This window comes from Rhodopirellula sp. SH410 (assembly GCF_055811895.1).
This window is the reverse complement of the sequence record NZ_CM147949.1, coordinates 1,195,666-1,217,455: the sequence shown is the minus strand read 5'-3', so window position 1 is coordinate 1,217,455 and position 21,790 is coordinate 1,195,666. Positions and strand designations below refer to the sequence as shown.

Below are 21,790 nucleotides of genomic sequence, written 5' to 3'. Positions count from 1 at the left end.
TCCGAAAGTGCTACTTTGTTAGCGAAATCATTCATTCGCGACCGACTCCGTTGACACTTCCATAGATGGCAAACTCCCACTCCTCCGGCAAGACGAAAACGACGGTCGCCGGGGTCGCTATCGCGATTCTGATCGGCCTCTACAGCCTGGTGCGTCCCAGCATCAACGATGCGACGGGATGGAACCTGCCCGCGATCGCCCAGTCGCAGTCCGCACCGGCGACGGCACCGGCCGAACCGACCGCACCGGCCGCGTCGGCCGAAACGACCGCACCGGCCGAACCGCTGCAGGCTCAACCGGCGGCGGACGTTTCGCTGAAATATGGTTTGCTGCGGGAAGTGGGGCGTGAACGCTATCTTTCCCCAGCCGGTTTGCTCTACACCCCCGGCAGCGCCGAGGGGCACCGTCTCGAACACCTTCGTCGGCATACCGTGGACCAGCCCAGCCGACCGGGCAAGCACGGCGTATTTGATGGCGGGATGGAGGGTGCCTTGAAAACGATCGACCAAGCCTACGAGAATGCGAAAATCGACAAACGCACCACCCAACACACTGATGACGACCGTACGATTTATGCCGTCGACCTCGGTCACCGGATTGGTTTTGTCGGCGGGCGTGAGGGCAACCAAAAGCACAAACCCATGGCGCGTCGCGTGCAACTCGTACTGGAAGGCAATCGTGTCATCACCGCATTCCCGCTCTAACGGGCCCCCTTCGGCGTCATCGCTCCCGCCGAATGAGAGCGTTCGCCTTTGCGTGGGAGAATGCCCGCTTTGCCAAGGTGGCCTTTGCACCGTGCGCGCTTATTTCAATGACTTCAACCAACTGTCATACGGGTTAGTCCTGTGTGACGAATGCGAAGCCATTTGGTTGCAACCGGATATCCAAGGTGTCCACGTTTATACCGATTCCGAATCGCCGCTCAGCCCCATCAGCGGCCAGCCACTCTTCGATCCACGCCACAGTCGCTGGGCGAACGACCACGACGTAAATGAGTTGGGATGGTCGGACAAGATCAACCCAACATTGACCCACTCACCACACAACGATCACACCGATGCCTGACCCAAATTCGCTTACCGAACCCGACGAACTGCTTGAACTGATGCTCACTCAGAATGTCGATCCAGTGGAAGCTGGACTGGCACTGAAGAAACTCGCTGATGACGAATGCGTTGATGGTGTTCGATTGGTAGCGATGTTGGCCGCTGCATTGGACCGCTTGCCCGACGCGGACCCCGCCGTGCTCGGTGGCCTGCTACGATTGATCCACATTCGTGTTCTCCACGCTCAGGCCGCTGGAGATACCAAAGCTCTGCACGACCTGCCGGTCGACGCCTTGTCCAGTATTCTGGCGGCGTTGTCGCCGGAAGTCGCCAATCGCCATTTGATGCTGCAACTGCTTGCGATGATGCGGACGCCCGCGTCGTTGGCGGCGCTCGTGCAACGATTGTCGGATTCGCCGCCGCGTGGATGGATGGCGGCAGGCCAAATATTGAGCCCGCTGATGCAATCCGACGACTGGCCCATCGACAGCGTGTTCCCTGCCTTGCTCGATTGCTTGGGTGAACCGTCTTTGGCGGCGCCAATTCTTGACCTCGCCGGGCATCTCGTCCGCAGCGGGCGAACGGACGATCACCATTCAGAACATCCGGCGGCGGGAAGGGTCCCAGCGCTGAACGCACTACTCGGCCAAGTCTCGGATCGGTTGGCCAAATTTGAAGAAGACCCACGCAGCTTCGGCAGCGATGTCGAACAGGTCCAGGCAATTTTGAGTGAAGCCGTCGCGCTGGCGGTTTCACTGTGCGACGCGGTCGCTTTGATCGGTGATGAAAGTTCAATCGCACCGCTGAATAAAGCCGCCCAGCTGCGACATCGCCGCGTGCAGTGCGAAGCGGCCGGGGCATTGGCCCGGTTCGGGGACGCCGCTGGCATCGAACAGCTTATCTCGCTCGCCCAAGAACCGTCGGCGCGGCTGCGCGCGATCGCGTACGCAGACGAACTCGGCATCGGTGACAAGATCGACGAATCGCTCCGCTCTCCCGAGTCGACCGCGCAAGCCGAAATTGCGCTGTGGTTGTCCCAGCCTCAACAGATGGGCGTGCCGCCGACATCGGTTGAGGTCGTCGATTCGAGACGATTGCTATGGCCGAGCTTTCACGATCCCGTCGACGCGTTCTTGGTCCGATATCAATACGACTTTGGCGACCGGAGCTACAGCAACGTCGCCCTGGCGGGGCCCACCGTGTTCTCGCTCTCGGCCGATGTCGCCGATCTCCCGCCCGAAGACATCTACGCCATGTATGCGGGCTGGCACGCCGAGCACGACGATATCTTTACCGTACCAGCGAACGAATTCAACGAAGCGCAGCGGCGATTGGTCGAGCCACTGCAGACGTATCTCGAGCGGAATGAGTACGAAGAGGTCAAGCCTGCACTGCTCGGGTTTTTCCTGGAAGAGACCGCGGCCGTGTTCACGGCCGCTCGCGGAGGGGTCGCCTGCGTCGTCGTCACCGATGGACTCGAAACCATGGACCTGCCCACCGCCGGACGCCAGCGACCGGCCAGCCCCGCCGACCTCTTTCATCTCTACAAAGGCCGCAAAATGTTGCGGACCTTCAACCCACAAGGTATCTGAGCCCCCAACCAACCATGAACGCCTTCCCCCTCGGACCATTGCTGGACAGTCAAACGCGAATCCGTCACGATTTCCTGGACTTTGCCGGGCACTGGCAGCGAACCCGAGCGGAATGGCGCGACGAACCGGCGCGCAAGTTTGAACAGGATTCGCTCAGCGACCTAGCGCCAACCCTGACGCGACTTGCAGCCGCCATGCAAGATTTTGCCGATGCGGCCCGCCAAGCCGACCGACTGCTCGCGGATCCAGACCAGCCGACCCAACAATGACAGACATTCCCCCGTTGTGAGCCATCGAAGTGCCCAGGAAAGACGCTACCGGAATTTATTCGCTATAATCCGACGTCAGCAAGAGCATTTTCACGAACTACCGGCATTGAAATTGCGTTGGGATATAGCAAGCGTCGACATCACTATTGATGAGAAACGCGAATTTGCTTCCACTTCAATCTCCCCACCTCCCAGCGAGACTTTTCCAATGTTCGCTCCTGCCGATGTTCCATCTTTCATTCAAACGGTCCACGGATTGGAATACAAAGTGACACGCACGTTGCAACACGATGAAATCAAACGGACCAAACCCGCTCACAAAACCGGTCGCACCGCGACGAAAAAGAAGTCGAGTAAGCCGCAGGGTAGTGCTCGAAACAGTTGATCTATGGCGAGATCGCAAAAACGGGCTGACCCGACCACGCCAGCGGATCTGAATACCGAACCGGCAGTTGCCGGGGCGGGTCAGGCTCGAGGTTCGACGGTGTCCAGAAAACTAACCGACCGAGAGGACTTGCTCGCCGAAGGTGTGAATCTTCGCGAGCGCGGTCGCATCACCGATCCCGCAACCGACCGTGAGTGGATTGCGGGATGGCGGGACCAGACCGCACTGAGTCTTTTCGATGGGGTGGATCCGGTTTTCCAGTTCAACACGTCCGGGCAACTGCGACGAGTTTTCTTAGCTGGTCAAAAATTGGCCGCCGACGCGGGGCAACTTGCTCAACTGACACGGCGAAGCGATTCGGCAGGCCGGTTAGTACATGACCCCCACATCCTCTCGGCCGCAGAACGAGAACGCGTGTTACAGCGCCTCGTTGCGAGTGCTTTGGAGCTGAATCAGGTGCTTGCAAGCGGCAACGCGCTGATCGAAACCATCGGGATCACGCCCAATGACTTTACAAGTCGGCTTCAGGAGTGGCTTGTTGGTGTGAATTGCATCCAGATTGCCCACGGGCCGGGTGTGGTGGGTTAAAGTAGACCCGCAAGATTCAGTCGCGCTCGGAATCTCAGAGCGACGGCAGTCGATCGCCCCCCTCGGGTCGCGACAGCAACTCACCCCACTATCCCGCCAGTAATTAACGAACATGAAATCACCCACCTATGGTTCTCTAGCTCTAACTCGCCTTGTACTGACCGCGGCAGTCTGTTTGCCAGCATCTTTCGCGATTGCCGATCAGCCGACGAAAACGCCAGACGCACAGGCGCCGATCGTCAAAGTCCAGGTCCGTGCCAGCGAAATTGATCCGCGTGTCAAATCCTATCCCGAAATTGGATTCGTGCTCGAGAACGCGAAGGGCAAGCCCGCAGATGTCGAACACGCATGGTTCAACCCCAATGTCCCCGCTCGCGGACGCGTTGTGATCTGGCTAATGGGTCACAATTCCGCACTTTTTGAACAGCTGACCAGCTACGGGCTGCATGCGATCGACGTGCAGTACGCACGACAGTGGTTCTCGATCTGTTGTCAAGGACAACCGGTCGATCCCGAGTGTCGTGGCAACATGCGTCTCGAAGCGTCAACGGGAATTGACGCCAGTGATGAAGTGGCCATCGCCAAGCCCGATGCGATGAATGAACGGGCCTTTCAGCTGGTCAAGTGGCTCGCTGAGCAAAAAACCCCTGGAGATTGGGGGCAATTTTTGAACGCCGACGGGTCTGACTTGGATTGGGATAAGGTCATCGTTGCGGGGGCGTCTCACGGCAGCACCACGGCGGCACGGTTTGCCAAGCAGCAAAAAGTGGCTCGCGTGGTCGCCTTATGTGGCCCGCGAGATCAGCATCAAACATGGCAAGCACTGCCCTCTGCCACCCCCGCCAACCGCTACTTCGCATTTTCTCACGTGCTCGATCAAGGCTGGGAGGACGACCATTATTGCCGCAGCTGGGAGATGCTCGGGTTGAACGAGTTCGGCCCGATTGTCAACGTCGACCGCTCGGCACCTCCCTACGAGAACACCCGCCGACTGATCACGGACGCGGATGTAGGTAAAAATGCGAACCGTGCCCACGGCAGCGTCCAACCTGGCGGCTCGGCGATCAAAGACGCCGCGACGGGTAAGTACATCCACGCAGCGGTCTGGAAATATCTGTTCACACACGATGTCGATACAGTCGGCGATCCCACGCCCCTCGATCCCAATTGCGATCACGAGCAATTGAAGTAAAGAGTGTCGTCGATCGCTCCGTGATCCATGGCTGGAGCGGTCCGTCGACGGCCAAGACGTCGAGTCGGTTCGCTGCGTCACTCGCCCCGACGGTGACGGACGAAGCCGGGGCGAGCGGCTTGTTCAATGACGAAGCCGGGTCGCGTAAGCGGCCGGGTGCCGCGGGTTGGCCGATGCGTTGCGAGATTCGGCGGCCCCGAAAAAGTAAGGATTGACGGACGACTCGCTTAGGGACACGGCACTTTTAGTACTGATGACTTCGGGGAATGCCGAAGTGACATCATGACGACACCTGGTAACCTTGAAGCCAACACTCCCCCCCCTGGAGACACTCCCCGTGAAATACATTTTGGCACTCGACCAGGGCACGACGAGCTCTCGTGCGATTCTGTTTGATCGGGCCGGGGGAATCTTCGCCAGCGAAGCCAAGGAGCTGACTCAGCATTATCCCCAATCGGGCTGGGTCGAGCATGATGCGGTGGAGATTTGGAATTCCCAGCGTGACGTCGCTCGCCAGGTTTTAGAGCGCAACGACGTCAAGGCCGCAGAGATTGCCGCGATCGGGATCACCAACCAGCGTGAAACGGTCGTGCTGTGGGATCGTGAAACGGGGCAACCGCTGCACAACGCGATCGTGTGGCAAGATCGGCGCACTGCCGATTTTTGTGATCAACTGCGCAGCGACGGCCATGCCGACATGATCGCTGAAAAGACCGGTCTCGTTGTCGACCCCTACTTCAGCGGCACCAAACTCCGCTGGCTCCTCGAGAATATCCCCGGAGCCCGCCGCCGCGCCGAACGCGGCGAACTGGCGTTCGGCACCATCGACACTTGGCTGTTATGGAACCTCAGCGGCGGGCGCACCCATGCGACCGATGTCAGTAACGCAGCCCGAACGATGATGCTGAATCTACTCACCCTCGACTGGGATGAGACCTTATTGAACCTGCTCGACATCCCGCGCTCGGTATTGCCCACCGTCCGACCGTCGAGTTATGAATTCGCTGACTCCACGGCAGACTTTCTCGGCCAACCGATTCGGATCGCTGGCTGTGCCGGCGACCAGCACGCAGCCTTGTTCGGACAGAACTGTACCGAACACGGGATGGCGAAATGCACCTATGGCACGGGCTGCTTCGTGCTGATGAACATCGGTCCGGAACCCATTCCATCGAAGTGTCAATTATTGACAACAATCGCGTGCACCGGAGAAGACCGCCCTGATTACGCACTCGAAGGCAGCATTTTCATTGGCGGCGCGGTGGTGCAATGGCTGCGTGATGAGCTCCGCATTGCTGAAACAACCGAGGCGGTTGCTGACCTGGCGGCTACCGTGCCCGACAGCGGAGACTGTTATCTCGTCCCCGCGTTCGCAGGCTTGGGAGCCCCCCACTGGGACCCTTATGCACGAGGCACGATTGTCGGTATTTCACGCGGCACTACATCCGCCCACCTCGCCCGCGCGGCGATCGAGAGTATCGCTTTCCAAGTCGCCGACGTGCTCGACGCCATGAATGCCGATACGGGCATCGCTGTCAAAGAACTGCGTGTCGACGGTGGTGCGAGCGCCAATGATTTCTTGATGCAGTTTCAAGCCGACATTCTGCAGGTGCCCGTTGAGCGTCCACGCGTGATTGAAACCACAGCACTCGGAGCCGCATTCTTGGCTGGGCTCGCCGTGGGCTTTTGGAAAAACTTAGACGAAGTGGGGTCGATCTGGCAAAGCGAACGGATCTTTGAACCGTCCATGCCCAGTGCCGAAGTACAAAAACGTCGCGCCCGCTGGCAACACGCAGTCCAACGCAGCATGGGATGGCAACAATCATGAACCGCGAAAAATATCTAAACCAGGTTCGTGATCGGCGGGACCCCTTTGATATCGTCGTCATCGGTGGCGGCGCCACGGGTGTCGGCGTGGCCATGGATGCAGCCGTCCGGGGCTTGTCGGTGCTATTGCTCGAACAGAGCGACTTTGGCAAAGGCACGTCGAGCCGCAGCACCAAGCTGATCCATGGTGGCGTGCGATACCTGCAGCAGGGCAATCTTTCGCTGGTGCGGGATTCACTGCATGAACGAACGCGACTGCAGGCCAACGCCCCGCACCTCGTTCATCCGCTGCCGTTCCTCGTTCCCTGCGAAACGCTGTGGCAGCGTTTCATGATGCGAACGGGATTTGTGCTCTACGATCTGCTCGCGGGCAAAAGCAAGTTCCCACACGCCTATGGTGCATCGACGGGCCAAGCGATCAAGGCCGCCAGCACGATCCAGCCCCGGCGAGTTCGCTGGGGTGGTGTGGTCTATCATGATGGTCAATTCGACGACGCGCGGCTGCTCATTCACCTGGCGATGACCGCGGCAGAACATGGTGCCTGTGTCATCAATGCCGCCCAGGTAACAGGCTTGCGCCACGATGCAGAGGGACGTGTCTGCGGTGTGACCTTCCAAGATCAGCAAACACAGACGTCTCACGACGTGCAGGCACGCTGCGTGATCAATGCGACAGGGCCATTCTGCGATGCCATTCGACGTAGTGATGACGCCTCGGCGGAACCGATCATCGCGCCGAGCCAGGGTGTTCACATCGTGCTGCCGCGTGAATTCCTGCCTGACGATACAGCCATCATCGTCCCCAAGACGTCTGACGGTCGTGTCTTGTTCCTGATCCCATGGCACGGACACGTCGTCGTTGGCACCACCGATACGCCAATTGAGCAGGCGACGTTAGAACCGACGGCCCAATCCGATGAGATCGAGTTCCTGCTCCGCACCGCCGGCGACTATCTAACACGCGCCCCAACCCGAGAGGATTGCTTGAGTGTGTTTATCGGCATCCGTCCCTTGGTACGCCCCCCGAGTCGTGGCAGTGGGAAAAAGAGCGATACCAAATCGCTCTCTCGAGATCACACCATTCTGGTTTCCAAGTCCGGCATGATCACCATCACCGGTGGAAAATGGACAACCGTTCGCCACATGGGAGAGGACTGTATCGACCGCGCCGTCGCATTGACCGGCCTAGAGACGAACGGCAAGTCCACGAAACAGCTTCCGATACACGGCGCCCCCGATGCACCGAGTGACAGTGTTTATGGCACCGACGCGGCACTCATTGACCAGCTAATCGCCGCCTCGCCAGAACTTGGAACGCAACTCCACGACGACCTCCCCATTCGCGCCGCCGAAGTCGTCTGGGCAGTCCGCAATGAGATGGCACTCACGGTCGAAGACGTCTTAGCCCGGCGCACCCGAGCGATGTTCCTCAACATCCGCGCCGCCCAAGCCGTCGCCCCCGAGGTCGCCCGTCTGATGGCCACTGAACTCGGACAAGACCAAGCTTGGCAAGAAAAACAGCTCACGGATTTCAAAGCCACCGCCGCCCATTTTGAGTTAGCCCGCTAACCCCGCGTGAGCCGAAGGCCGTAAGGCCTCGGGTGACCGCCCGAATCGTGTTCTCACCCGATAACGCCAAAACATTGCTGTGGTACCCGGGGCCAAGCCGGTCCGATTGAGCCGAAGGCCGTAAGGCCTCGGGTGACGACCCGAATCGTGTTCTCACCCGATAACGCCAAAAGATTGTTGTGGTACCCGGGGCCAAACCGGTCCGATTGAGCCGAAGGCCGTAAGGCCTCGGGTGACACCCCGAATCGTGTTCTCACCCGATAACGCCAAAACATTGGTGTGGTACCCGGGGCCAAACCGGTCCGATTGAGCCGAAGGCCGTAAGGCCTCGGGTGACGACCCGAATCGTGTTCTCACCCGATAACGCCAAAACATTGCTGTGGTACCCGGGGCCTCACGGCCCTCGGCTCAGGGGGTCTCGAGCTTTGCGGTCCTGGGCTTCTGACACGTACGTCATGCACTGCTGAATTTCGTCCTCGTTTTTCAAAAACTCAATATCACCTCTATCAGCCCAGACGGGGCGATCTTTCCAGACCGCATAGACGCCGCGCAATTCACGAGTCCCTTTCGCCTTTAACTGATCTCGAACTGTTTTGGGATGATAGTCGGGTGCGGTAACCACAACGTGAGCATGATTCGAACGCACCGAAACGGCCCACAATGACCACGAACGAAAACCTGCAATTTCGCGAATCGCATTTGCCGCAGTTTCTCTCATGGAAAGATCGAGCAGGATAACGTCATGACTCAGGCGATCACGGTGCCACCGTTCGAGCTTCGGTTGAGGAATCTGAGCCCCATCCCGCCGATGTCGCCATCCGCGTGTATCGCCTGGCAAAAATGTTCCGTAAACAGTCCAAGTAATGAACAATCCCAACGGGGTTGAATCCATCGCATTCTCCTCCAAGATTCCAACATATCAAATTCGCTTGAGCCTCGGGTAACACCCCGAATCGTGTTCTCACCCGATAACGCCAAAACATTGGTGTGGTACCCGGGGCCTCACGGCCCTCGGCTCAGAGGCCAAACCGGTCTTCATGAGCCGAAGGCCGTAAGGCCTCGGGTGACCGCCCGAATCGTGTTCTCACCCGATAACGCCAAAACATTGCTGTGGTACCCGGGGCCTTACGGCCCTCGGCTCAGAGGGCAAGCCGGTCTTCATGAGCCGAAGGCCGTAAGGCCTCGGGTGACCGCCCGAATCGTGTTCTCACCCGATAACGCCGATAGATTGTTGTGGTACCCGGGGCCTTACGGCCCTCGGCTCAGAGGCCAAACCGGTCTTCATGAGCCGAAGGCCGTAAGGCCTCGGGTGACGCCCGAATCGTGTTCTCACCCGATAACGCCAAAACATTGGTGTGGTACCCGGGGCCTTACGGCCCTCGGCTCAGAGGGCAAGCCGGTCTTCATGAGCCGAAGGCCGTAAGGCCTCGGGTGACGCCCGAATCGTGTTCTCACCCGATAACGCCAAAAGATTGTTGTGGTACCCGGGGCCAAACCGGTCTTCATGAGCCGAAGGCCGTAAGGCCTCGGGTGACGCCCGAATCGTGCTCTCACCCGGTAACGCCAAAACATTGTTGTGGTACCCGGGGCCTTACGGCCCTCGGCTCATTTGGAATAGGAGTGATATGCATTTTGAATCGATTTGGCGAACTTATGGGGCATCGCTGATTGTGGATCATGGTGCAGGGAAGGTGTATGCCGGGCCCCTGGCTGGCGCGCTGCCTTTTACGGCACCGTGTTTTGTGATCACGGCTTGGAATCCGTTGTCAGAGCAATTGAGTGCCGTCGAAAATGGCCTTCGAAATAGAGACTTGCGGCGTTCCTTGCACCGCCACACCGATCAAATCCAACCGGTAACGGGGCAGTCAGCCTCCGGGGATTGGAAAGAGGAAAGTTTTCTGGTTGCCGGCATTGAGGAATTCAACGTCTTAAAGCTCGCGGTGGAATTCCAGCAGCGGGCGATCTTTCGACTCGATGATGAGCAAAAGTACGTTGTTGACCAAGATGGTATCGTTCGCGACCTGGTCCCCCGTTGCCAATAGGTCGCTTGAGGGCCATTGTCTCGAGCGACCATGCCGGGCGGCGGCTCACCGAAACGCGACCTCAGAGGGGATCAAGGGCCCGGTCCAACGAATCTTGTTCCGGTTGTCGCTCCGCGGCTACTGCTGGACTTCGCCGTCAGGATAGGAGCCAACCAAGACATCGGGCGTGGACAGGTCGACCTGCCATTTTGCCGGCGGAACAAAACCTTTGTTTCCGACGCGATACGCGGGCACCCCATCGCTCGGTTGCAGGGATCGATGGTCAATCAATAACCGTCCGAGCCGTTTGGCTTGATCGGGATATTCGCCCACGAGGTTCTTGGTTTCATTGGGATCGTCGCTGAGGTGGAACAGTTCGACTCGACAGTGGGGGTCACTCAACTGCGACTCCGAGGTGAGTTGGGGACCATTCACCTTCAGTTTCCATCCATCGACCAGCACGGCAAGATGCTCATCATCGGCGCCAGACTGTCCATGATACGAGAACCATGGGCGATCATCGTGGACCGGTCGGTCCGGCGACTCCAGTTCGCTTAGCAGGGAAATGCCATCGATCGGGCGTTCGGGATCGTGCACGATTGAACCGCTGGCGGCGGCGATGATCGTCGGCAGAACATCAATGTAACCACACACGCGTTGACTTTTTGTGTTCGCGGCCAGACGGTTCGGCCAGCGGATGCAGGCGGGGACTCGCACTCCGCCTTCGTAGACGGTGAGTTTGCTACCTCGCAGCGGCTTATTCAATCGTGGTAACGACCCGACACCACCGTTGTCACTGAGGAACCAAACGATCGTATTGTCTGCTTCGCCGGAGTCTTCGATGGACTGGAGAATCCGTCCAATGCCCTGGTCCATTTCCCAGATCATCGCTTTGAGAATCGCGACGTTTTTGGCTTTGCCCGGTTTGCCGTCTCGGGCGGTCCCAGAGGCCCCCTTATCGAAACGAGCGATCGTTTTCTCCGGAGCTTGAAAAGGAGAATGAGGGGCGTTGAAAGGGACGTAGCAGAAATAGGGCGTGTCGCCCGCCGCTGATTGAGTGATCCAATTCGCTGCGGCGTCCGCGATCAGATGCGTCGAGTAGCCCTGTTCACCAGAGGGTTGCCCGTCGACGTGCCAATCACGAACACCTTCGCGGGTCAACTCGAAGTAGTCGATCGCTCCGTTGAAGTGCCCGTGAAAGTGCGTGAATCCCTGGTTCAACGGATGCCATTTGGACCGGCGATGACCGAGGTGCCATTTCCCGAACACAGCTCGGTTGTGGTACCCGAGATCAGCCAACCTTTCGGGTAGAGTCACTTCGCTGACCGGCAATCCGAAATCACGGTATGGCGGAATCACGGCACGAGCGGCACCAAGGCGAATGGGGTACCGTCCGGTCATCAATCCGGCTCGGGTCGGAGAGCACATTGGGGCGACATAGAACTGATCCAACTCAACCCCCTGGCTCACCAGCCGATCGAGATGAGGCGTGTGGTAGTTCGAATTGTGATACCCGACGCAATTCCAGCCCAAATCGTCCGCGAGTATCAGGACGACATTGGGTTTCACGCTATCGCTGGCGGCCGCCGTGGCGATGGGGTTGCCCGCACGCAGTCCGTCCGCGACGACTTGCCCGGCAGATGCGCATAGCAGGATCAGGAGGGCACGCGACGCAACACCGGGCAACATCAACATCGGGCTGGATCCAAATCCGAAAGAGTGTTCAGTGAGAGCACGAAGACTCTGGAACCGTCTACGCAACCCATTATGCCCGGTGTGGAGACGTGCTTCAATCGAGGTGCTGCCACCGAGGCGAATTCACCTGCCGTTCAGTGCGCGGTCGTTTCGCGATTGAAGCGAATCATTCAGTGCATCCCGAGAATTCGCGATGGTCGTTGCCGCACCCCTGAAAGACGCTTGTCCCAAGATCCGCTAGTATAAGGTTCCGCGCCAACATCAGTCGTGAAGGGCTCCAGGTCGGCGCGGTTAAGTGACAGAAGTAGAACGCACAGCGTTTTCTCACGCCGAATTCAGGTCCAAACTACTAGGAATTTTGATGGCCCACTCGTCTCGGTCGCTTTCGTTGTATTCCGTGATTATCGCGACACTACGACATCGCCTCGCCGTCACGATCGCGGTCGCCCTGGGCGTCGCGACGGCCACCGCGGTGATCACGGGTGCGTTGCTGGTGGGTGATTCGATGCGAGCGAGCTTGCGGGCGTTGACCGTCGAGCGTCTCGGCCGCATTGAGTCGATTCTGGCGCCCGGCCAATTTTTCCTGATCGACAGCGTCAAGTTAGCGAGCCAATCGGCACTCGCCAGCGACGGTTCCGCCGTCAGTGTGATCTTATTTCCCGGCAGCAGCGTGGAAACGAAAATCAAAACGCCGACCGGCTCATCGTCTGAGGGAGAGACGCCAGCGGGGAACATGCCTCGCATTCGTCATCTGGGAGGTGTGCAGATCGTTGGCGTGGATGAATCATTCTGGGATCTCGATGTTTCCGGTGTCCGTCCTGACGTCATGCCTGGTGAATATAGTGTCGTGCTCAATCAATCCGCAGCCGACGGTCTGGAGGTCCGCATTGGCGACGATGTGACCCTCCGATTACCGGTCGAGGGAGCGGTGCCCGCGGACAGTCCGCTGGGCAAACGCGAACTCCAAGGCGAAGGACTGCCCCGGATGAAGGTTGCCGCGATCGTGCCCGATCGCGGGTTGGGGCGATTTTCATTGACTGCCAGCCAGAGCGTCCCCAAGACCGTCTTCGTATCGCGGGAAGTGGTCGCAGACGTGCTCGACCGGAAGGGGCAAGCCAATGTGATGCTGTTTGATCACGAACTGGCCTCAGACGCGATTTCGCTCGACCTGAAGTCACTCGGCTGGAAACTGCAGCGAGTGCAGGACGGTGAGGCAATTGACTACCTCTCGCTCTCGAGCGACAGTCTGCTGCTGCCCCAAGTCGCTGTGGATCGGATCACCGCGGCATTGCCGCAGGGCGATGTGACCGCGGTCATGACCTACCTCGCCAACGCGATCGAGCCTGACGAAAAAAAGGTGGCCGAAAAAAAGGTGGCCGACACCTTAAAGAGCGTACCGTATAGCACGATCTCGGCGATGGACTCCGGGTCAACACTGCGTTTGGACTATGCGGTTCCAGAGGGCGTCCGCATGGACGGCGCGGTCCCCATTGTGCTCAATCGCTGGACAGCCGATCGGTTGGATGTGAGTGTGGGATCACCGCTACGAGTCTTCTATTACGAACCGGAGGTACAGCGGGGCAAGGAGATTGAACGTTCGTTCGACGCGGTGGTCACGCAGGTCGTTCCACTGACGCCTCGAGCGGGGCCTTATCGGCCGGGTCGGCCGGGGACCTATCAGGACCCGGTCACGGCGTACAACGATCCGGCCCTGACACCAGAAGTGCCCGGTGTGACGGACCAGGACTCGATTGGCGACTGGGATCTGCCCTTCACGTTAGAGCGGAAAATTGATCCCGAGGATGACCAGTATTGGAACGAGCATGGTTTGACCCCCAAAGCATTCATTCCCCTGGACGATGGACAGGAACGATTCGGTAGCCGGTTTGGCGAGACGACGGGACTGCGGTTCGTGCCCAAGTACGACCTGAATGACCTGGAGTCATTGATCGTCGCAGCCATCACCCCCGTCCAGGATGAACTGGGATGGACACCGCGTTCGATCCGCAGTGAACAACTCACCGCATCCCAAGGCACGACGCCGTTTGATGGATTGTTTTTGGCGTTATCGATGTTTGTGATCCTGGCCGCGATGATGTTGATTGCGTTGTTGCTGCGGTTAGGCATGCTGCAGCGGATCGACGAGTTCGGCACGTTGCTCGCCGTCGGGTTTTCGCCACGGCGGGTGATGGCGTTGGTGTTGGGCGAGACTGCGATTACATCGACGGTGGGCGTGTTATTAGGATTGCTCGGTGGTGTCGGCTATGCAGCGTTCGTGCTGTGGGCATTGCGGTCATGGTGGGTGGGCGCGGTCACGGTCCCGTTCCTGCAGTTCCATGCCTCACCGCTATCGATCGTGCTCGGCGGCGTGGGGGGATGGTTGGTGTGCATGGCCACGGCGACCTGGACACTGCGTTTTCTGCTGCGACTGAACCCCGCGGCCTTACTGGGCGGGCGGCGGATGTCGGGTACGGCGGGCACTCACGGGCAGAAACGAGGATGGCTCGGCTGCCGAATGCGTCCGATCGCAATTGGCGTGCTCATCGTGCTGGCGATGGGCGCTGCGGTGGCGGGGTCACGGGGCAGTGCCCAGGCGGCCGCGGGTGGCTTTGTCGGTGGCGGGATGCTGCTGTTGATCGCCTCACTGCTGTGGATCCATGGCAGCTTGGCTCAGCGGCGGACGGCGCGACCGTCCCTTCGAACACTGGCCATGGCCAACGCGCGACGCAATCCGCTGCGAAGTACGCTGACGATTGGGTTGGTGGCGACGGCTGCGTTTCTGATCTTATCGATCACTGCGTTTCGCATGTCGCCAACGCAGGAGGGTACGGGTGGGTTTGACTTGATTGCCGAAACCGGATCACCGATTTCGCTCGACCTCCATGATGACGTCGTGCGTGAGGACCTGTTCGGTCGGGATGCCAAGCAGTTGGCCGGCGCCACCATGGTCGCGTGCCGGATGCGCACCGGCGAGGACGCCAGCTGCAACAACTTGTATCAGGCAACGCGGCCCACCGTGCTGGGCATTCCCGCCCCAAACGACTTGGATCAATTCGGGTGGGCGGCGTCAGGGGCGGAAGATGCGCAGACGCCATGGCAATTGCTAGCCCGGCCCGCCCGCGGTACGGAGGACGATCCGATCCCCGTCGTCATCGATCAGAACACCGCGATGTGGAGTCTGCAGATGACAGGCGGAATTGGGCAAACGAAAACGTTTGACTATGGCGATGGAAAGTCGCTGACATTCGAAGTCGCCGGTTTGCTGGCCGGCTCGGTCTTGCAGGGCAAGCTAATGATCGGCGAGCGGAATTTCGAACAGGCGTTCCCCGAGCAGAGTGGTTACCGCTATTTCTTGATCCGAGCAGGTGATGGGGTACCGCCGGCAGCCATCTCGGAGGTATTGGAATCTCGCTTGGTCGATGTTGGGATGGATGTGGAATCCGCCCCGCAGGTACTCAGCAGCATGCTGGCGGTGCAGAACACTTATTTACGCACCTTTCAGAGTCTGGGTGCGTTGGGGTTACTGCTCGGGACGATCGGTTTGGCGGTATCACAACTTCGCAGCGTGCTGGAACGCCGCAGTGAACTCGGCGTCTTGCGAGCGGTGGGGTTCACCCGCGGGCGTTTAGCGAAACTGGTCATGGCTGAGAACTTCGTGCTCCTGCTCCTGGGCATGGGCTGCGGCGTGATCACGGCGATCCTGGCGGTGTTGCCCTATGCGTGGATGACGGGCAACTCTGTCCCCATCGCCGAACCCCTGTGGATTCTACTGGGAATTTTGGTGTTTGGGATGTTGGCGGGGTTGATCGCGGTGTGGCGGGTCGCGACATTGCCGCTTTTGGATTCGCTGCGAGCCGAGCATGCTGGAATTGAAATTTGAGAGCGCGAGTGCACGCCATGAACTGGCGCGAGACGAAGCGATGTTGCAGTGGGCCGACGGTGTGGTCGAAAACGGTGTCCGCCCAGACGACGAGGTGGTGGATACCGGCTTGATTCGCGTTTGGCGGTTTGACCAACCCACCGTGATTCTGGGCCGCAGCTCGAAGATTGGCGAAGAAGTCGACCGAGCCTGGTGCCGGGAGCAGGGGCTCGACGTGTTGCGGCGCTGCACCGGAGGTGCCTCGGTCGTCGGTGGCCCGGGATGTCTCATGTACAGCGTGGTCGTGGGCGTGCCCGCCAATGGCGGACTACGCAATATTGACGCCGCACACGACTATGTCATGCAGCGTGTGCTCGCGGCGGTTCGCAGGCAACTGCCGGACACGGAGCGGTCTGGCATCTGCGATCTGACGTGGCAGGGCCGCAAGTTTTCAGGCAACAGTCTACGTGTGGCCCGCCATCACCTGCTCTACCACGGCACGCTGCTGCTGGCTGCTGATTTAGATTTGATTGCCAAGTGTCTCGCATTCGCACCACGGCAACCGGAATATCGACGGGGTCGTGACCATCGCGATTTCATCTGCAATGTGGACCTCGACGAATCGATCTTAGTCAACTCTTTCGCGGAGGAATTTGGGGTGCAGGGACGGCCGGCGGACTTGGAAAAACCGATCGAGAGGATCGCTGACGAATTGTTCATTTCGCGTTACAACCGTCAGGACTGGCACGAGCGTCGTTAAACCTTTGTGAATTTCTTCCTATTGCCGAAAAAATTTGATACAGTTACGCTTGGTCGATCATGCCATGCTGCCGAAACCCCCCCCAATCGGGTGGCCTCGTTTTTGCATTGCTGTTCATTCACATCATTGTAATGGAAGGAATCTTATGAAGACGCGAATCCCACTGAGCCAAGCCGAAGAGGACGCCCGCCTGCGCCGCGAGCGATTGGACCTGAGTATTGCCGAGATGGGACTCTCGGTACGGACGACCAATTGCCTCGAAGAAACTGGCATTTTGACAGTGCGTGATTTGCTCAACGCGACCCCGCGCCGGTTATTGAAGATCAGTAATTTTGGCGAAAAGACGCTCGATGAAGTATACGATGCCTTGGAACAACTCGGATTCTTTCGTCCGGGTCGCCAAGTCGTAACCGCCAAAGCTCACTAGAGCGGCGAACATTGGTGCGACGGTCCCGAAAATCTTGGCAGTGGCGTCCGTGGAGTAAAAAGCTCGGCCGTCGATTGCGCACCGGTCCATTTCGGGGTGTCCTCGGCGAACTGGCGTTTTACCTAGGATTAATCTTCGTCGGCGTGTTCATTTTCACGCTGGTGGTGGTGGCGTATTGGATGGTGCCGCAGATCGGGATGGAGCTACCCGATAAGGCTCGTGTGGTGCTCGATTCGGATCTTGCTCGCGGCGGTGGCTTTCACTGGGGGCGATGGATTGTCGCCCTGATTTCGCTGGCGACGATCGGCTCGGGTGTGTTTGGGCTGGGTTACCGCTTGATGCACCTCGGCTTTAGCCAGGAGCGAATTTCGGCGCAAAAGGGGCGGCTCTCAGGCTGGGGAACGTCTTCGTCCACCCACCGCACGAGTGATTCCGCGGCCAGCGAAACGGCTGACGACCAAGAAAACAAAGCGTCCGGCGGTGAGGCGGGCGAATTGCCCCGTCAGGAGGAATATCCCCGGCTGCCGACGGTGCCGCGCGGCCCCGCACTGGACGAGAGCCCCGGTGAGCGACTGCGATATCGCCTCGCGTCGGTATCGACGGGCCGTTGGTCCGTATTCGGATCCGCCTCACTGGCGCTGATGTGGAACTCCGTTTGCGTGGTGCTGCTTGCCGTTGCCATCTCAGGATGGTGGTACAACAACCCCAGACCCGTGCTGGCGATGCTATTGGTTCCCTTTACGGGGGTCGCGATCTGGGCATTGAAATCGTTTTTGCGTCGTGTTCGCCGCATTGCGGGCGTTGGCTCGACGGTCGTCGAGATCAGTGATCACCCGCTACAACCCGGTGGGACGTATCAATTATTTGTGATGCAAATGGGGCGAATGCGGCTACGGAGTTTGCGGGTTAGGTTAGTCTGTGAAGAGGAGTCGTTTTTCCGACAGGGCACCGACGTGCGTTCGGATCAATATGTCGCCCTTAGCAAAGATTTGCTCACCGAAAGCTCCGTGCGTGTTGACCCGATGGCCCCTTGGGAGCAACAATTGGAGTTCGAGCTACCCCACAACGTGATGCATTCGTTTAGCGCGACGAATAATTCGGTGCGGTGGCGATTGATTGTTTCAGGAGAAGCCCGCCCTTGGCCATCGTTCTGCCGAAGTTTCCCGCTCGTCGTCCATCCACCGCTAATGGCTCCGCCAAACAGCCCGCGGTGAATGTATCGCTGTGCCGTGACGACGCGACCTATACGGCCGGTGGTTACCTACGCGCCAGTTGGCGGGTCAGCCGCGTCAAGCTGGAAGAGCTAAGCGGCGTGGAGGTTTCAGTGCTGTGGTACACCGAGGGCAAGGGCGATGAGGATCTAAGTGTCCACTACTTTCGGCGCTACGATGCAGCGAGCCTGCGGAATCTGGGGATTCGTGACAGCCAACCGATTCACTGCCGCCTGCCGTCGTCGCCGCTGAGCTATCGCGGTCACCTGCTAAAGATTCAGTGGGGGATTCGGGTGCGGGTGTTTGTCGAAGAAGGCCGTGAGGCGGTTGCGGAGCATCCTTTTAATCTGGTTGCCCGGAAACCGGAGGCTGTGGCGCTCAATAATTTGATCCAATCCGAATTGGCACTGGTGGACACCCCCGTCAAGCCGCCGCTGCATCGCCGATTGCCCGCCGTGATGAGACGCTGGCGTTCCCGACAATCCGGCCCATCGCGTTCGTAGCGAGTTGCTCTGGCGTGGTTGAACCGGGCATCGCTCTCGGCTCGTCACCAATGCCCCCCATCCCCATGCAAATGGGTGCGGTTCCTGGCCAATAGGAACGCTTGAAAGGTGCGAAAATTGAGCCGCGGCGGTTCCGCTTCCATTTTAACCATTTCAGGGTAATGAGCCGAATGCCGTCAGGCATCGGGTAACGCGCGCCGCCCAGGCGAATCGGCTCTCGAAATCAACGGACGTGAAAGCCCAAACGCCTCATCCAACGGCAAGCCTGTTGCGCGTCTCGACGCCTCGGTCAGCGACTTGTTACGTCAACTTATCTTCCGAATCGACGGCCCGGGACGACTATGAACTTTGCTCTTCGACGCGCTACAGGCATTCTCCTGAGCACTTTTTTGGCATGCCAGTGTTCGCCGCCGAACTCCTTTGGCGATGAGGCCTCACCGGTAACAGCGTCACCGCCGCATCTCCTGCAGATGATTCGGGATGACGCGGTCCATCAGGAATTAGGCCTCGACGCGGCTACCATCGAACAGGTGGACCAAGCCATCGGGGAGGTTGATCCTCGATGGTGGGTCAGTCGCATCCTGCCGGCAGAGAAACAGGCTGCGGAGATCAACGAGCTCACGGAGCTATTGCGAGCGAGCCTCGACGACATTCTCGATGACGATCAACAGCAGCGGCTGGAGCAACTCGAACGGCAAGCCGCCGGTACTCGCATGCTGCAGCGTGCCGACACGGTTGCGGAACTGGCGATCACCCCCTCACAGTCGGAACAGTTAAAGCAGCGTTTTGCGAAGACAGGCGAACAGGTCGCCAAGATCCAGAAACGATTGGCGGATCAGGAAATAGATGCTGGTGTGGCGAATGAGCAGACCGCGGAGGTGACACAGGACGAGATGCAAGCGCTGCTCAAGGTCCTGTCCAACGACCAGCGAGGGAAGATTGGCGGTTTGGTGGGCGAGCCGTTTGACTTTTCCGCCGTCAAACGCACGTACCCCCGCGGCCCCGAACTCGTCACCGAGGATGCCACTTGGATCGACGGCGATGGGGTGCAGTTAGCCGATCTTCGCGGCAAGGTCGTCGTCGTCTTTTTCTATGCCTTTGAGTGCATCAACTGCCAGCGAAACTTCCCTCACTATCTCGCCTGGCATCGTGATATGGCCGACGACGGATTGGTGGTGATCGGGATCCAGAGCCCCGAAACGTCCGCAGAACGCGACTTTGACAAAGTGAAGGCCGCCAAACATCGCGATGAATTTGAGTTCCCGGTGCTCTTTGACCAGGCCTCGAACAATTGGCGGGCATGGGGCACGACGATGTGGCCGACCACCTACATCATCGACAAAGACGGGTTCATTCGCCGCTGGTGGCAGGGGGAGATGAACTGGCAGGGCACGCCCGGTGAGCAGCAGATGCGGACGACCATCGAGCAGCTACTCGCCGAGTGAACTGGCGGCGGCCGGGCGGCGGCCGGGCGGTGGCTTTGAGGATCAAGCTAGTTGCTCGGGTCTCGCCGCAGGTCGGCGCGATACGGATTTCTCAGGCCTGCGAAATACTGCCGCCACGCAGCTTCGTCGTAGCCGAAATCGACGCCCGGTGCGATTGTCTTGACCAGCTGTAAAGCGGCGGGATGGCGAATGGACGATGTCTTGGTATACACCTTCGCTCCCTGGCTCATGCCTGACGCACCATTGTTGCCGAACCCTGCTTGCGTACCACCACTGCCGACTTGGACCTGAGACTGTTGTTCGGTGACGAGCGCATCGACGTAGGCAAAGGCGAGCTCGGGGTCGACAAAGTAGGTTAGCGCCCGCGCCGCCGCATCGACTTGAGCCGGCGAACTGGAACGGAGCATCGGAAGATAGGTGGCCACAGCCGAGGGGGCACCGTACTCGGTAAGTTGCCGCAGGGCTTCCTCTCGGATCAATTCGTCGGGTTCGTTCAGGCCCATTTCCACCAGTGCAGCAACGGTTCCCCCATAGCGCAACCGACCGAGTAAACGCACGTAAATCAACCTCAGGCTGCGCAGGTTCAGCTTGGAATTTCGTGAGCGCAGCAACTCGGTCGCGATCGCCTGGATTGCCATCGGGTCGTCAATCGCTTCGATCTCCGCGATCGCTTCGCTGTCGCCTCGCACCGCATTGGCGTGGACTCGCCGGAATTTTCGGATCCACAGCTTGGCTTCTCTGTCCGCCTCATCAGCCCGGTTGCGCACGGCCAGTACCTCAGGAAGCACCCAGCCCTTGCTGGAGTGGATCAGCCCCTGATCGCGGCGGAGTGCTTCGGCGTTGACCCAGCCGCTCTCGGTATCGTGGCGGATGTAGCCCAACGCGGCGCGGGCGAGACCATGGTCGGGATCCAGTTCGATCGTGCGGGTCAGGTGATAGCGATGCTGCGGCAACAGCGTGTTGAGTCGGCACCAATGGGCGAGCTGAAACTGGGACTCGGCGTCTTGCCCGGCGGCCGCTGCACGATCGCGATACTCTTGCAGATCAGCGGCAACCACAGTGTGACGCACGTGCGTGCCCGCGACAGCGACAGAGAGTTCATCGTCAATCTTCACCACCGCGTGGGTCGTCGATCCGTCCGCCTTCTTCGCTGTTTTGACGTCGCCGATCAATTGACCGCCGCCGGACAGTTCGACTTTGCCCGCCCACACCGCGGCGTCCATGTGCCAAGTCGTCCACGCGACCAAAGCCACGAGAACTCCGGAAATCAAGCGGGGGGGAAGAACGAACATGGGAATCTCCATCGACTCGAGGATCAGACTGCACTCTATTCTAGCAGCATGAGCAGGGGCTGCCCAAAATGTCCCGTTGTTCTTTTCACATTTTTACCCCGTGTTTTCG

General features: G+C 59.2%; 18 protein-coding genes. 15 read left to right on the top strand and 3 right to left on the bottom strand.

Features of this window, described 5'->3' with window-relative positions:
- Positions 1-65: 65 nt before the first annotated feature.
- The 8 genes from SH410x_RS04725 (at position 66) to SH410x_RS04690 (ending at position 8,468) form a co-directional block, all read left to right on the top strand.
- Positions 66-704 carry a hypothetical protein gene (locus tag SH410x_RS04725; protein WP_473675079.1) on the top strand — a complete coding sequence of 213 codons (639 nt, stop codon included), beginning with the start codon at positions 66-68 and terminating at the stop codon, positions 702-704.
- A 91-nt stretch (positions 705-795) separates the two neighbouring features.
- Complete coding sequence (locus SH410x_RS04720; protein WP_473675077.1) at positions 796-1,065, top strand: hypothetical protein; 270 nt, start codon at positions 796-798, stop codon at positions 1,063-1,065.
- Positions 1,058-2,638: a HEAT repeat domain-containing protein gene (locus SH410x_RS04715; protein WP_473675075.1), complete on the top strand. Its 1,581-nt coding sequence runs from the start codon at positions 1,058-1,060 to the stop codon at positions 2,636-2,638. The genes SH410x_RS04720 and SH410x_RS04715 overlap by 8 nt, the downstream gene beginning before the upstream one ends.
- A 14-nt stretch (positions 2,639-2,652) precedes the next feature.
- Complete coding sequence (locus tag SH410x_RS04710) at positions 2,653-2,907, top strand: hypothetical protein (protein ID WP_473675073.1); 255 nt, start codon at positions 2,653-2,655, stop codon at positions 2,905-2,907.
- A gap of 484 nt (positions 2,908-3,391) precedes the next feature.
- Positions 3,392-3,880 carry a hypothetical protein gene (locus SH410x_RS04705; protein ID WP_473675071.1) on the top strand — a complete coding sequence of 163 codons (489 nt, stop codon included), beginning with the start codon at positions 3,392-3,394 and terminating at the stop codon, positions 3,878-3,880.
- Positions 3,881-3,992: 112 nt separating this feature from the next.
- The gene (locus tag SH410x_RS04700) at positions 3,993-5,072 is read left to right on the top strand and encodes a BPSS1187 family protein (RefSeq protein WP_473675069.1); all 1,080 of its coding nucleotides are present in this window, start codon (positions 3,993-3,995) and stop codon (positions 5,070-5,072) included.
- Positions 5,073-5,409: 337 nt separating this feature from the next.
- Positions 5,410-6,900 carry a glycerol kinase GlpK gene (gene glpK, locus SH410x_RS04695; protein WP_473675067.1) on the top strand — a complete coding sequence of 497 codons (1,491 nt, stop codon included), beginning with the start codon at positions 5,410-5,412 and terminating at the stop codon, positions 6,898-6,900.
- Positions 6,897-8,468: a glycerol-3-phosphate dehydrogenase/oxidase gene (locus SH410x_RS04690; protein ID WP_473675065.1), complete on the top strand. Its 1,572-nt coding sequence runs from the start codon at positions 6,897-6,899 to the stop codon at positions 8,466-8,468. Before glpK ends, SH410x_RS04690 begins: the two co-directional genes overlap by 4 nt.
- Positions 8,469-8,862: 394 nt before the next feature.
- Here SH410x_RS04690 and SH410x_RS04685 read toward each other — a convergent pair whose 3' ends face one another.
- Positions 8,863-9,360, bottom strand: coding sequence for a hypothetical protein (locus SH410x_RS04685; RefSeq protein WP_473675064.1), 498 nt, complete (start codon positions 9,358-9,360; stop codon positions 8,863-8,865).
- 733 nt (positions 9,361-10,093) lie between these two features.
- Between SH410x_RS04685 and SH410x_RS04680 the strand changes: the two genes are divergently transcribed.
- Positions 10,094-10,510, top strand: coding sequence for a DUF3293 domain-containing protein (locus SH410x_RS04680; protein ID WP_473675062.1), 417 nt, complete (start codon positions 10,094-10,096; stop codon positions 10,508-10,510).
- Positions 10,511-10,627: 117 nt separating this feature from the next.
- Here SH410x_RS04680 and SH410x_RS04675 read toward each other — a convergent pair whose 3' ends face one another.
- Positions 10,628-12,184, bottom strand: coding sequence for a sulfatase-like hydrolase/transferase (locus SH410x_RS04675; RefSeq protein WP_473675060.1), 1,557 nt, complete (start codon positions 12,182-12,184; stop codon positions 10,628-10,630).
- 361 nt (positions 12,185-12,545) lie between these two features.
- Here SH410x_RS04675 and SH410x_RS04670 point away from each other — a divergent pair, with 361 nt between their 5' ends.
- From SH410x_RS04670 to SH410x_RS04645, 6 genes are all read left to right on the top strand, one after another.
- Positions 12,546-16,064, top strand: coding sequence for an ABC transporter permease (locus tag SH410x_RS04670; protein WP_473675058.1), 3,519 nt, complete (start codon positions 12,546-12,548; stop codon positions 16,062-16,064).
- On the top strand, positions 16,045-16,803 hold the full coding sequence (locus SH410x_RS04665; protein ID WP_473675056.1) for a lipoate--protein ligase family protein: 759 nt from the start codon (positions 16,045-16,047) through the stop codon (positions 16,801-16,803). Before SH410x_RS04670 ends, SH410x_RS04665 begins: the two co-directional genes overlap by 20 nt.
- A 145-nt stretch (positions 16,804-16,948) precedes the next feature.
- Complete coding sequence (locus SH410x_RS04660) at positions 16,949-17,230, top strand: DNA-directed RNA polymerase subunit alpha C-terminal domain-containing protein (RefSeq protein ID WP_146405307.1); 282 nt, start codon at positions 16,949-16,951, stop codon at positions 17,228-17,230.
- Positions 17,231-17,244: 14 nt separating this feature from the next.
- Positions 17,245-18,444, top strand: coding sequence for a hypothetical protein (locus SH410x_RS04655; protein ID WP_473675054.1), 1,200 nt, complete (start codon positions 17,245-17,247; stop codon positions 18,442-18,444).
- Positions 18,441-18,944, top strand: coding sequence for a hypothetical protein (locus SH410x_RS04650; RefSeq protein WP_473675053.1), 504 nt, complete (start codon positions 18,441-18,443; stop codon positions 18,942-18,944). Before SH410x_RS04655 ends, SH410x_RS04650 begins: the two co-directional genes overlap by 4 nt.
- Positions 18,945-19,285: 341 nt before the next feature.
- A complete protein-coding gene (locus SH410x_RS04645) occupies positions 19,286-20,389 on the top strand; it encodes a redoxin domain-containing protein (RefSeq protein WP_473675051.1) in 1,104 nt (367 codons plus the stop codon).
- Positions 20,390-20,436: 47 nt separating this feature from the next.
- Here SH410x_RS04645 and SH410x_RS04640 read toward each other — a convergent pair whose 3' ends face one another.
- The gene (locus SH410x_RS04640; RefSeq protein WP_473675049.1) at positions 20,437-21,681 is read right to left on the bottom strand and encodes a HEAT repeat domain-containing protein; all 1,245 of its coding nucleotides are present in this window, start codon (positions 21,679-21,681) and stop codon (positions 20,437-20,439) included.
- Positions 21,682-21,790 lie beyond the last annotated feature (109 nt).